Below are 12,272 nucleotides of genomic sequence, written 5' to 3' on the forward strand. Positions count from 1 at the left end.
GCACCGGATGGAGGAGGAGCACCATGCCCGCAGGACAGACCGGATTCGACGACGTCACCTTCGACCTGATCTCCGTGCAGTACCACTCGCTGAAGGCGGGGCACGACTACGGGCAGTACGCCCGCGACGCCCGCAATGCGGGGCAGGAGGAGATCGCCGCGTTCTTCGAGCGCGTGATGGAGCAGGACGCCGAGCGCGCCCACGCGTGCCACGAGTTCCTGGCGGACCTCGGGGGCACGGACAACACCAGTCCGCAGTGACCGACCGACGACCCTGCGGACGAGTCCGCGCGGCGCCCTGCCCGACCGGAGAGCCCGGACGAGGCGTCGGGCGCCCGGGGACCCTGAGCACCTGAGGAGGAGCCATGACCGAGCACGATCAGCTGACCTATTGCAACCCCGTCACCCGCTTCCCGGAGATCACCCCGCCCCGCCAGTCCCAGCCCGAGCCGGGCCTCGACGCCGAGCTCATCCCGGGCACCGACCGCGGCGAGCACAGCTACCGCGGCACCGGACGGCTCGAGGGGCGTCGAGCGCTGATCACGGGCGCCGACTCCGGCATCGGCGCCGCGGTCGCGATCGCCTTCGCCCGGGAGGGCGCGGACATCGCCCTGAACTATCTTCCGGAGGAGAACGAGGACGCCGAGCACGTGGCCGGCGTGATCGAGTCCGCGGGCCGGCGAGCGGTGCTGCTGCCCGCGGATCTCGCCGATGCGGACGCCTGCCGACGCGTCGTCTCCGAGGCGGCCTCGGAGCTCGGCGGACTCGACGCGCTGGTGAACAACGCCGGCAAGCAGGTCTCGGTGCCGCGCCTCGAGGACCTCTCCGACGAGGAGTGGACCACGACCTTCGATGTCAACATCACCGCGATCTTCCGCATCACCCAGGCAGCCCTCGAGCATCTGGGCCCCGGCTCGACCATCGTGAACACGACCTCCGTCCAGGCGTACGAGCCCTCGCCCCACCTCGTCCACTACGCCTCGACGAAGGCCGCGATCAACGCGTTCTCCAAGGGGATGGCGCAGCAGCTGGCTCCGCGCGGGATCCGTGTCAACGCGGTCGCACCGGGACCCATCTGGACGCCGCTCCAGGTCTCCGCGGGCCAGCCGCAGGACGCGCTCCCCGAGTTCGGCAAGAGCACGCCGCTGGGGCGCGCCGGACAGCCGACGGAGCTCGCTCCCGCGTTCGTCTTCCTCACCTCGCCGGAATCCAGCTATGTGCTCGGCGAGACGCTCAACGTCAACGGCGGGATGCCGACGCCCTGAGCGTCCCCGCACAGCGCATCACCCCCTACCGAAGGAGGTGGCCGATGATGGCCGCCGCACCGCACAGTCCCGACGCCCCGCGCACCCCCGAGCAGCCGCACGCGGCCGGAGAACCCTCACAGCCCCGCACCGCCACCGGCGCACCGGGCGTCGAGGATCCTGATTCCGAAGCCCAGCAGGGCGAACGGCTGACCACTGCGCTGGGCTCCCCGCTGTCGGACACGGACCACTCGCTGAAGGCGGGCCCCCGCGGGCCCGTGCTCCTGCAGGACCACCACCTGCGCGAGAAGATCACGCATTTCGATCACGAGCGCATCCCCGAGAGGGTGGTGCACGCCCGCGGCGCGGCCGCCCACGGGCACTTCGAGAGCTACGGGAACGCCGCATCGCTGACGGTCGCGGACTTCCTGGCCCCTGGCCGTGTCACGCCCGTGTTCACGCGGTTCTCGCCCGTGGTCGGCTCCAGGGGGTCCGCAGACACCGTCCGCGACACCCGCGGGTTCGCCACCAAGTTCTTCACCTCCGAGGGCGTCTACGACCTGGTGGGCAACAACATCCCGGTCTTCTTCATCCAGGACGCGATCAAGTTCCCCGATGTGGTCCACGCCGCCAAGCCGCATCCTGATCGGGAGATCCCGCAGGCGCAGAGCGCGCACGACACCTTCTGGGATTTCGTCTCCCTGCACACCGAGGCGCAGCACCACACCATGTGGCAGATGTCGGACCGAGGCATCCCGAGCTCGTACCGCATGATGGAGGGATTCGGCATCCACACGTTCCGGCTCACCAACGCCGAGGGCGAGACCTCGCTGGTGAAGCTGCACTGGAAGCCCAAGCTCGGGGTGCACTCGCTGACCTGGGAGGAGGCGCAGATCATCGGAGGAGTCGACCCGGACTTCCACCGGCGCGATCTCGCCGACTCCATCGAAGCGGGCGCGTTCCCGCAATGGGAGCTCGGCATGCAGGTCCTCCCCGACCAGGAGGACGAGATGTTCGAGGGCATCGACCTGCTGGACCCGACCAAGCTCGTCCCCGAGGAGATCGCGCCCGTCCAGCCCGTCGGGCTGCTCACGCTCGACCGCAACCCCCGCAACTACTTCGCGGAGACCGAGCAGGTCGCCTTCCACCCCGGGCACCTGGTGCCCGGCATCGACGTCACCGACGACCCGCTGCTGCAGGGCCGGCTGTTCTCCTATCTCGACACGCAGCTGACGCGGCTCGGCGGGCCGAACTTCGACCAGATCCCGATCAACCGGCCGCACGCGCCCGTGGACGACATGCTGCGTGACGGATACGGGCAGCAGGCGATCCACACCGGCATCGCGCCCTACCAGCCCAACTCCCTGGACGGCGGCTGCCCGTTCGCCGTCGGCTCCGACGAGGCGGTGCGCGACATCCCGATCCCGGTCGCCGCGGCGAAGAAGGAGCGCCGCAGCCCGGCGTCGTTCGCGGACCACTTCAGCCAGGCGCGCATGTTCTGGCTCTCGATGACGCCCGTCGAGAAGGAGCACATCGTCGCCGCGTACTCCTTCGAGCTCGGCAAGTGCACCGACGAGGGCGTGCGACGGCGCCAACTGGAATGCCTCGCCCGGATCGACGGGTCGCTGTGCGCCGACGTCGCCGACTCCCTGGGGCTGCCCGCTCCCAGCCCCGAGCAGGCGCCCGATGCGGACGCCGGCGCCAGCCCCGCCCTCTCGCAGCTGGGGCGGCACTGGCCGGTGGACGGGCGGAAGGTCGGCGTCGTCGTCGATCCCGCCCATGTGCCCGATGATCTCGGCGCCGTGCTCGAGCTCATCGAGTCCCTCGGCATGACGGCGTTCCTCATCGCCCCGCGGGCGGGCGAGCTGCTCGGTCGGCACGTCGACCGCACGTTCGCGACCGCACGCTCCGTGGAGTTCGACGCCGTCGCCTTCGCCGGCGCACCCGCGCCCGCCGCTGATGCGACGCTCGCGCGCGATGCGAAGGCCGGATCGGGCACGGTCGAGAACATCGATCCTCGCGTCGTGCTGCTCGCCCAGGAGGCGTGGAGGCACAGCAAGGTGGTGGCCGCATGGGCCGACGGCGCTCAGGTCGTCGACGCGCTCGGGTCCGCCGGCCGGGCCTCGGAGGCGGACCCGTCGGGAGCCGGGTCCGCGGGCAGCGCCGGTGTCATCGTCGCGATCGACGGTGAGGACGCGGTGCGCCATGCACAGGAGTTCCTGAGCGCCCACCGCGTGTGGGAGCGATTCGGTCCGGTCCCCGGAGCCGCCGAGGAGCCTGAGGACGGCTCGAGCCTGTGAGCCGCACCATGAGGACCGACGACGAGGAGAAGGCACCATGAGAGCACTCACCTGGCAGGCACCCGGACGCGTCTCCGTCGAGACTGTGCCCGACCCCGTGATCGAACAGGACGCGGACGCGATCGTGCGCATCACCTCCACTGCGATCTGCGGATCCGATCTGCACCTGTACGACGTCCTCGGCCCGTACATGAGCAGGGGCGATGTCATCGGTCACGAGCCCATGGGCGTGGTGGTCGAGACCGGGAAGGACGTCACCCACGTGGGGGTGGGGGATCGCGTCGTGGTCCCCTTCAACATCGCCTGCGGGCGATGCAGCATGTGCCTCAGAGGGCTGCAGTCCCAGTGCGAGACGACGCAGGTGCGCGAGTACGGATCGGGCGCAGCGCTGCTCGGCTACTCGAAGCTGTACGGGCAGGTCCCTGGAGGGCAGGCCGAGCTCCTGCGCGTCCCCCACGCCGACTCGGGTCTGATGCGCGTCGGCAGCGAGCTTCCCGACGAGCGCTATCTGTTCCTCTCCGACATTCTCCCCACCGCATGGCAGGGCGTGCGGTACGCCGATGTTCCCGACGGGGGATCGGTGGCAGTCCTCGGGCTCGGGCCCGTCGGCCAGTTCGCCGCGCGGATCGCCCGACGCGAGGGTGCGCGGGTGTTCGGCGTCGACCCGGTGCCCGAGCGCAGGGAGATGGCGGCCCGGCACGGCGTCGAGGTGCTCGACCAGGGCGCCGATGCGATCCAGGCGATCTGCGAGGCGACGTCGGGGGAGGGACCGGACGCCGTGATCGACGCGGTCGGCATGGAGGCCCACGGGAACCCGGTGGCCGGGATCGCGCAGAACCTCGTCGGCAGGCTCCCCGGAGCGCTCGGCAGACCGGTGATGGAGCACGCGGGGGTGGACCGCACCGCCGCCCTGGGCGCCGCCATCGATCTCGTGCGGCGCGGCGGGACGCTGTCGCTCAGCGGCGTGTACGGCGGGACCGCGACGCCCATGCCGCTGCTGACGATGTTCGACAAGCAGCTCACCGTGCGGATGGGCCAGTGCAACGTGCGCAGCTGGACCGAGGACCTGCTGCCCCTCGTCGAGGATCCGGACGACCCTCTGGGCACGACGGACCTCGTCACCCATCACCTGCCTCTCGAGGAGGCCCCGGCCGGATACGAGCTGTTCCGCCGCAAGCACGACGGCTGCATCAAGGTCGTGCTGGAGCCGTCGGTTGGCGGGTGAGGTGTTCGCTGAGACCTGCGAAGGTCGTGTCTGGAACGGAGAGCGCCCCCATCTCCCGAGGGGGATGGGGGCGCCGGTCGAGCGGAGCGACGACCCCGCTCGAGGCGGACAGCCCCTGCACCGGAGGGCTCCCCTGCCGCCAGTGGCCACGGTAGGTCACCGGTTGCGCTGGCGGGCGGGTTCGGGCTCGAGCTGACCGGTAGGTCAGGGCGATTCCCGTCACGAGCTGGAGACGCTGTTACCAGTGCTTTCACGTCGACATGGCAGGCCGGACAGCGATCGGGTCTCACTGGCCTGCGCATCTCTGGGCCATGCGCCATATGGTCGGCGAGCACCGGAGCGGGAGGTAGACACTTCCCCTCCTTTCGCCCACATGTACTAGGAGTGTTCATCATGGGATTCATCGGAGCTCTCATCTCGTGGCTCATCATCGGAGCCATCATCGGCTTGATCGCCAGGGCGATCATGCCCGGTAAGCAGGGTATGGGGATCGGCACGACCATCGTCCTGGGGGTCGTGGGCGCGCTCGTTGGTGGCTTCATCGGCGGGCTCTTCGGGTCCAAGGGTGTCAGCGGCGTCTTCTCGGACCCGTGGAGCGTGTGGACGATCGTGCTCTCTGTCATCGGCGCACTGATTGTCATGGTCATCTATGGCCTGGCCACAGGCCGCCGCCGCTGACTCATTCAGGAGACGACGAAGCGCCCCGCCTGTCCGTGAGGTCGGGATGCGGGCGCTTCGCCGTGCGGGCTTCGCTCGGGCACACCCGATGAGGAGGCTGCGATGTGCGGACGGTTCGGGCTGAACTTCGAACTCAGCACTCTCCGGCGCGGTGGCCGGCCTGCTAAGTCTGGAGCCCGCGGCGACAGGAATGGCCGGCACCCTCCTCCTGTCTGAGTCCTGCAACCAACTCAGTGGGTCGCGCAGGCCTGCGTCGGCGTCGCCAGCATCGGCTCCGCCGTGGTCCGCCACCCACCACCTCGCGGACAGAAGGCAGACCGGATTCGATCGTGCCCGGATCCAGCTAGGCACAATGAACACAACGCGATACCCGAATCGGAGCTCTGATGTCAGCGATCAACATCCTTGGTGTGCCGAGCAGTGCTGGCAGCTACGCGGCAGGTCAAGAGCAGGCTCCCGCAGCACTGCGTGCGGCCGGCCTGCTCGCGGCGCTCACCGAAAGTGGGCACGAGGTCCGTGACCACGGGGACCTGACTGAGCAGGCCTGGCGACCTGATCGCGAGCGACCCTTCGCCCAGAATCTGCTCCAGGTCGTGCAGTCGGTCCGTGAGCTCACAGACGTTGCCGCTGCTGTGCTCGGCGCGGGAGAGCGGATCCTCGTCCTGGGTGGCAACTGCACGATCGCGCTAGGAACGTGCGCCGGAATGCGGCTCGCTGGCTCCGATCCAGGCCTGGTGTACATAGACCGCCACTTCGACCTCAACACGCCGCAGAGCACCACGGAAGGCGCGCTCGACTGGATGGGCCTGGCGCACGCCCTGGACCTGGAAGGGACCGCACCCGAGCTAGTGGACGCGCTCGGCCCGCGGCCGCTCCTGCGCCCTTCGCGCCTGTCCTTTCTCGGTGTGGATGTTGCAGGGGAAACCATCGAGTGGGAACAAGCATGGGTCGAGCAGCTCGCCCTGCGAGTCGTGTCGCAGGCCGAGCTTGTCCGGGCACCTGCCCGCTCCGCGGCTATAGCGCGGGATGCGGTCCTGCCCGGCCCCTTCGCCGTACACGTGGACGTCGATGTTCTCGACTTCATCGACGCACCCCTCGCGGAGAACGTCAACGGACGCAACAGCGGCCCGACCATCGAGCAACTCGAACAGGCCCTCGCCGAGCTCTGGAACCACCCAGACTGCCGAGCACTATCCATCGGCGAGCTCAACCCGGTCCACGCTGCCGCGGACCCCGACTCCCTCGGTCGGTTCGTCGCTGCCCTGGGCAGAGCCCTGACGCTGCGCGACTGAGTGCATGGGCCGACCATACCCACGTAAATAGAAGCAGACCGAGGCGGCCTGGGGTACACCCAACCCGGGAATGACCAATCGACAGGTGCCGCACCTGGATGTCCCCGATCCCGCTCGACCGGCGTCGCGTTGTGCCAGGACTCGGATCCGGCTACCAGACGGTCAGCGCCTGTTTGTGCAGGTGAGCTTGAAGAGAGGGCGCCGACCGAACAGGGCGAGATGTTAGGCAGATCACAATGCGGTAACGTGCTCTGATCGATGTGGATCCTCGAAGACGTGGGGCAGTAGCCACTTTTGCAATCCTTAGCAACGAAGGGGTGGAGACCATTGTCGGCCTACTCGGCAATCTGGCTAACCGGCTTAAGTTCTGTAGGGAAATCAACGACAGCCAGCCTCCTCGCTGAGAGATTGAGGTCAACAGGGTCTCCTGTGGTCGTGCTCGACGGCGATGAGATGCGGTCCGCCCTGCCAGACCGCTACGGGCACAGCACCCCTGAGAGAATTCGGCTCGGCATGTACTACGTCGACCTAGCGAAACTAATCGCCGACCAGGGGGTAACCGTCGTGGTCGCCACGGTCTCCCTCCTCGAGGATGTGCATATCCACCGACGTCGCGTATTTGGAGACCAGTGCCTCGATGTGGTACTACGCGCACCTCTACGCGCCCTCCGGGAACGAGACACCCGGGGTGTGTATAAGAGCGCATCTTCCGAAGTTGTTGGCCTCGGGCAAGTAGCACATTTCCCTGAGTGTGATTTCCTTGAATTTTCCAACGAAAAGCCCGAAGACCCTACCATTATAGCCCGAGAGGTCAGTCGCAAATTCCTGTCCAATGTTTCCTCATCAGATGACCAAAGGAGAGCGTCATGAAGCACGCCGACTTCACCGAACTCGCCGAGAACTACTCTAAGTACCGGGTTGGATACGCTCCCGAGGCGATTAAGGCATTAGTTGCACTACTCGGTGCTTCTAGCCCGCGGATTGTCGACGTGGGGGCTGGCACGGGAATCCTTACCCGCCAACTTGCTGCTGAGTCCGCTGCCAGCGTGCTCGCGGTTGAACCTAATGATGCAATGCGAGAAGCCGGAATTAGAGACTCTGCTGAGTTCGCGATCTCCTACCAGCACGGGAGCGCGGAGCAGACGGGTCTGCCTGATGCCTCTGCCGACCTGGTAACCATGGGCAGTTCCTTCCACTGGCCTGATACGGATATGGCCCTCCAGGAGTTCCACCGAGTCCTCGCTGATGGCGGCTATTTCGCGGCTATGTGGAATCCGCGCCTCGTCGACAGGTCACCGGTGCTTAGCGAGATCGAAAGTGCTCTACGCGCCGTCGCTCCAGGCTTGGAGCGCAAGTCTGCTGGCCTCTCCGGATTCCCAGAGACGCTGACCGAGAGGTTCCTCGATTCTGAACTTTTCAGCAACCCAGTCTATATCGAAGGCCACGAGGAAGTTACGCAAACGCTAGAACAGTATCTCGGCGTCTGGAGATCGGTTAACGACATTCCCGTTCAGATCGGTTCCGAACGGTTTGAAGAGTTCCTTGAAAAAGCAGCTCAGATCGTCGCGAGGCACGGGGGTAAGGTGACCACCACGTACCGAACTAGGATCTGGGCAGCTAGAAAGAAGGACTGATGTGGAGCTCCTTCGAAGACTACCGGGACGCCGGTTTCGCCAAACACCTGGAGAACCATACGTATGTGAAGTCCGACGATGTCTTCATGGCGTCAATAGGCGCCTCAGGCTCCACGCTCCTTAGTAACCTTCTTATCGCGTGCGGGCTCGAGTACGTGGACCTGAACCGGGATACCCTCGGGACTACGGGCGTAATTTCAGTAGCCGGAGACGAAGTTTCCCGGCGCGTTCGCGCCATCGATACATCCCCCGAAGCCATATCCTCCCGCCGCGTCTTGAAAACGCACCTCCCAGCCGACAAGGTGCCGGATGTCAGTCGATCAATTCTCTTGACAAGAGACCCTCGCGACTGCTTGTTCTCCTGGTTTAAGTACCATCAGAATTTCGGCAATGGTGGATGGGAGCAGGTCCCCGACAGCTTCGAACAGTTCCTCCAGAACCGATTTTTCATGGGTCTTACTCCTGTTCAGAGTTGGGCAACCCACACGCGCTCATGGCTGCAGAGGCGAGGCACCGCTGTGGTCCGCTTCGAAGACTTGAAGAGGGACGCGGCGCTGGCCGTAGCACCGGTAGTAGCTGATGTGCTTGATGTTGAGGTACAGCCAGCCAGTATCAATCGTGCAGTCGAGGTCTCGTCGTTCGAGGCGATGCGCAACCGAGAGGACACGCTGAGGCAACCGAAGTCCCAGCGGCGTGTCATGCGTAGAGGTGCGGTGGGAGAGTGGCGTGAGTGGTGGAGCGACGAACTCGCTGCCCACTTCCTCTCGAACGAAGAGCTGATCGAGATCGCAACAATGCTGGGATACGACTTCCATGAATCTCCGGACTGAGCAGAGGGCGCCGCGGGCTTCCGGCGTGCGCGCTGTTCTCGCAGCGACTGCGCTGTCGATGGTCAACCTGCTCGGGACGTTCGACGGCATGGTCGTCACCGTCGCCTTGCCAGCGATCCAGAGCGACCTCGGACTGGACCCCCTGTCCGGACAGTGGATCATCGGGCTGCACTCCCTGGCCCTGGGAAGCGTGCTCATCACTGCGGGACGCTTGGGTGATAAGTGGGGCCGCCGACGATGCGTGATTTCGGGTCTGATCGTCGTCGCCGGTGGGCTGACGCTCGCCGCAGTCGCCCCCTCTCCCGCGTTTCTTTTTGTCGCACGCGCCCTACAAGGCTTCGGATCTGGGCTGGCAATCCCGAATATTTTTGGGATTGTGAGCTCGTATCCCGATGCGGGCGTCCGCACCAGGACGATGGCGGCGATCGCAGTGGCCGGTAGCAGCGGCAGCGTACTGGGCGGCGTTGTCGGTGGCGCGCTCATGCAGGCAGGAAACTGGCGACTGGTGTTCGGTGCAATTGTTCCCGTCGCCTTGGGGTCCGCGGTGCTGTGCCTGGTTTCCCTGCCAAAGGATCGCCCCGACCGACAATCGCGGGCGCCCGGCGTCGTCGGTGCCGGACTCGTCTTCGTGGCCGTCCTGCTGACAGTGCAGACCATCACCTCCCTGTCGGACCTCGATTCCTTGTCCTGGACGGTCCTCATCTTTGTAGTTGGGACAGTCGGGGCGTGGTTGGCAGTTGTCATGCACCTGCGCAGGTCGCCAAATCCCATCATCGCCCCAAGAGTGCTGCATGTCCGATCGCTCCAGGCGGCAGCACTTGGTATGCCCGGCCAGGTATTCGCGTATCAGGGGTCCGTCTATCTCTGCCTGCTCGGGTTCCAGGAGGTCTACGACTGGTCACCGCTCAAGAGCGGCGTCGCTTTCGCGCCGCTCGGTCTAACCTGCTTGCTGACTTCGCTCGTGGTCTCGCGCATCATCAAGGATCGGGGATGGCGTCGGACAACACTGATCTCACAGACGTTGTGCACCCTGGGGCTCTTCGCTATCGCCGCATCGTGGCTGTTCGGGTACGGGATAGCTGCCCTCGGCCTGGCCCTGCTAGGCATCGGCATCGCCATCTCTGCCGTCACCTACAACCTGGCAGCCGGAATCAACATCGACACGGATGACAAAGCCACCGCGTACGGATTCTTTGAAACTTCGACGCATCTGGCCGGCGCCGTCGTCGTGGCAGTGTTGGCGTCATCACTGGCGCTCTCGGCCTCCTTGCCGACTTCCGCCCAGTTCACAGTTGCCTTCATGGTTGCCGGCCTCGGCTGCATCTCGATGACCATCGCCAGCATGGTCCGAGACCCGCGGGAGCAGGTGCTCTACGAAGAGACTCGCTCGAGTAGCTGACGGTTCTGCCCACCGCCCAGCACTGACCACCTCACCGTGACATCCGGAGCAGCTGTTTCCGAGCCAACCGAGCGCCTGTGGTACGGCATGTGACCACCGCGGCACGGGGGGCGGCCTGGGGGATAATTCTCAACCAAACGATGCCGGTCCCGCTGATCTGAGTATCAGTTCCGCCTGTGGTTGTGCGCGCTCAATCGTTGTCGTCACGTGATGCAGCCTTTATCCCGGGCGCGAGCTGGCTGCAGGTAGGGAGTTGCGGCGTCCAGCCACTGTGAGGCTGGCTGCGATGAGTGCCAGGGGTGCCAGGAACAGCGCCGAGGATGCTGTGGCGAGGTCGATGATGACTCCGCCAGCGGTGTTGCCCAAGGAGACGGCAACGAGGTTCGTGGCGACCATCGTCGTGAAGGCCACGGTGAGTTTGGAGCGGGGGACGGCGGTGTCTAGCAGTGCAGACATGGCGATCCCTGCGGGTGTGCCCATCGCACCGAGAAGGAACATGCCAAGTACTGCGAGCATCGGCCAGGCGATCAACGACGCCAGGAGCGTCGCGGCGAGGGTGGCGCAAAGTAGAGATGCCAGCAGGTGCTTCCGCAGCGTCCCGGACCAGTTCCGGCTCCCGTAGACCACGCCCGCAGCGAGATCTCCGAGAGCGAGGGCGCTGAACGCTGCCCCGACCAGGCCGGGACTCGTCGCATCGAGCACCGCGGGAAGCCCGACAGTCACCACTCCGATCGACACCCCAAAGCCGACCGTGCCGAGGAGCACCGTGATGTAGCCCTGGGTCAGCAAGGGGCGGTCGCCATGGGCCGGAGTCGGTGCGCGGGATGCTACGGGCACAGCCTTTGAAGACGTGAGGGAGGGCGGCGCAGGGGTGCTGGGGTGGGGCAACCGGGCGAGGCAGAGTGTGGCGGTGGCCGCGAACCCAGCGATCACGAAGAAGGCGTAGCCGCTTTCACGCAGCGAGGAGAAGGCGACGGCTGCCAAGGGCCCGACGGCCATCCCGGCCTGGAACGTCACAGCGATCGCCGCGTACAGCCGCAAGTGGAGTCTCTGGGGGTACATGCCGGGCACGGCCGCGCGCACGACACCGGTCACTGCCGGGAGCGACAAGCCGGCCAGGAAGAACAGTGCGAGGTAGACGATGTGCTGGGTCGAGTGCCACAGGGCTGCTGTGCTGAGCGCGGCGCAGAACAGGGCGGTCGCTGGATAAAGCACCCGGGGTGGAGTGAACCTGTCGATCAAGCGGCCCTGGACGACGAGCCCGGCAGCGTTACCCAGAGCGAAGGCGCCGACGACAAGGGCGGCTGGGGCGTAGCTCCCCAGTCGAGCAGAGACCATCTGCAGTGCAGCCAGGTTTACTGCACCGATCGCGGTCGCGCACAAGAGGATGGCAATCAGTCCCAGGAGGCCCCGACAATGGACGCTCTTGTTCGATGTTGATGGTGGTGAGCCTGGGGTGGAGGACGGCATAGAGGAGTCCTTGCGGTTCCCACCCACCCGAGAGACATACTCTCTATGTCTTCAGCCTAGCCTCGATCTTTCATGGTGCTTGAAGCGCCCTGGGTTCCGTTCCGAGTCTCACGAAGGAGAATCGGAGTATGCCCAAGAAGTTCAGCCCAGAGCTCCGTGACCGTGCCGTGCGCATGGTCCACGACCGTCAGGCCCGCGAGG

The 12,272-nt window shown here is 66.0% G+C and carries 11 protein-coding genes; 10 read left to right on the top strand and 1 reads right to left on the bottom strand.

Annotated elements, in window-relative coordinates; genetic code table 11:
- Positions 1-23 precede the first annotated feature (23 nt).
- From MHY49_RS08920 to MHY49_RS08960, 10 genes are all read left to right on the top strand, one after another.
- Positions 24-260 (top strand): acyl carrier protein, encoded by a 237-nt coding sequence (locus MHY49_RS08920; RefSeq protein ID WP_239203655.1) that lies wholly within the window; start codon positions 24-26, stop codon positions 258-260.
- Between the two features lie 104 nt (positions 261-364).
- Positions 365-1,264 (top strand): SDR family oxidoreductase, encoded by a 900-nt coding sequence (locus tag MHY49_RS08925; RefSeq protein WP_304502669.1) that lies wholly within the window; start codon positions 365-367, stop codon positions 1,262-1,264.
- A gap of 44 nt (positions 1,265-1,308) precedes the next feature.
- The gene (locus MHY49_RS08930; RefSeq protein ID WP_304502670.1) at positions 1,309-3,543 is read left to right on the top strand and encodes a catalase; all 2,235 of its coding nucleotides are present in this window, start codon (positions 1,309-1,311) and stop codon (positions 3,541-3,543) included.
- 37 nt (positions 3,544-3,580) lie between these two features.
- Positions 3,581-4,768, top strand: a complete 1,188-nt coding sequence (locus MHY49_RS08935; RefSeq protein ID WP_239203656.1) for a zinc-dependent alcohol dehydrogenase — start codon at positions 3,581-3,583, stop codon at positions 4,766-4,768.
- Between the two features lie 393 nt (positions 4,769-5,161).
- A complete protein-coding gene (locus tag MHY49_RS08940; RefSeq protein WP_239203657.1) occupies positions 5,162-5,446 on the top strand; it encodes a GlsB/YeaQ/YmgE family stress response membrane protein in 285 nt (94 codons plus the stop codon).
- 386 nt (positions 5,447-5,832) lie between these two features.
- Positions 5,833-6,738 (top strand): arginase family protein, encoded by a 906-nt coding sequence (locus MHY49_RS08945; protein WP_239203658.1) that lies wholly within the window; start codon positions 5,833-5,835, stop codon positions 6,736-6,738.
- A 327-nt stretch (positions 6,739-7,065) separates the two neighbouring features.
- A complete protein-coding gene (locus tag MHY49_RS19350) occupies positions 7,066-7,608 on the top strand; it encodes an adenylyl-sulfate kinase (RefSeq protein WP_370646072.1) in 543 nt (180 codons plus the stop codon).
- Positions 7,605-8,372: a class I SAM-dependent methyltransferase gene (locus tag MHY49_RS08950; protein ID WP_239203659.1), complete on the top strand. Its 768-nt coding sequence runs from the start codon at positions 7,605-7,607 to the stop codon at positions 8,370-8,372. The genes MHY49_RS19350 and MHY49_RS08950 overlap by 4 nt, the downstream gene beginning before the upstream one ends.
- Positions 8,372-9,202, top strand: coding sequence for a sulfotransferase domain-containing protein (locus MHY49_RS08955; protein ID WP_239203660.1), 831 nt, complete (start codon positions 8,372-8,374; stop codon positions 9,200-9,202). The genes MHY49_RS08950 and MHY49_RS08955 overlap by 1 nt, the downstream gene beginning before the upstream one ends.
- Before the next feature lie 58 nt (positions 9,203-9,260).
- Positions 9,261-10,601, top strand: a complete 1,341-nt coding sequence (locus MHY49_RS08960) for an MFS transporter (RefSeq protein WP_239203661.1) — start codon at positions 9,261-9,263, stop codon at positions 10,599-10,601.
- A 219-nt stretch (positions 10,602-10,820) separates the two neighbouring features.
- Here MHY49_RS08960 and MHY49_RS08965 read toward each other — a convergent pair whose 3' ends face one another.
- Positions 10,821-12,071: an MFS transporter gene (locus MHY49_RS08965; protein ID WP_239203662.1), complete on the bottom strand. Its 1,251-nt coding sequence runs from the start codon at positions 12,069-12,071 to the stop codon at positions 10,821-10,823.
- Between the last annotated feature and the right edge of the window lie 201 nt (positions 12,072-12,272).

Source organism: Brachybacterium sp. ACRRE, from assembly GCF_022346485.1.
Lineage (GTDB): Bacteria > Actinomycetota > Actinomycetes > Actinomycetales > Dermabacteraceae > Brachybacterium > Brachybacterium halotolerans.

Coding starts and splice junctions, on each gene's coding strand:
- MHY49_RS08920 (WP_239203655.1), top strand. CDS start 24: ATGCCCGCAGGACAGACCGGATTCGACGACGTCACCTTCGACCTGATC.
- MHY49_RS08925 (WP_304502669.1), top strand. CDS start 365: ATGACCGAGCACGATCAGCTGACCTATTGCAACCCCGTCACCCGCTTC.
- MHY49_RS08930 (WP_304502670.1), top strand. CDS start 1,309: ATGATGGCCGCCGCACCGCACAGTCCCGACGCCCCGCGCACCCCCGAG.
- MHY49_RS08935 (WP_239203656.1), top strand. CDS start 3,581: ATGAGAGCACTCACCTGGCAGGCACCCGGACGCGTCTCCGTCGAGACT.
- MHY49_RS08940 (WP_239203657.1), top strand. CDS start 5,162: ATGGGATTCATCGGAGCTCTCATCTCGTGGCTCATCATCGGAGCCATC.
- MHY49_RS08945 (WP_239203658.1), top strand. CDS start 5,833: ATGTCAGCGATCAACATCCTTGGTGTGCCGAGCAGTGCTGGCAGCTAC.
- MHY49_RS08950 (WP_239203659.1), top strand. CDS start 7,605: ATGAAGCACGCCGACTTCACCGAACTCGCCGAGAACTACTCTAAGTAC.
- MHY49_RS08955 (WP_239203660.1), top strand. CDS start 8,372: ATGTGGAGCTCCTTCGAAGACTACCGGGACGCCGGTTTCGCCAAACAC.
- MHY49_RS08960 (WP_239203661.1), top strand. CDS start 9,261: ATGGTCAACCTGCTCGGGACGTTCGACGGCATGGTCGTCACCGTCGCC.
- MHY49_RS08965 (WP_239203662.1), bottom strand. CDS start 12,071: ATGCCGTCCTCCACCCCAGGCTCACCACCATCAACATCGAACAAGAGC.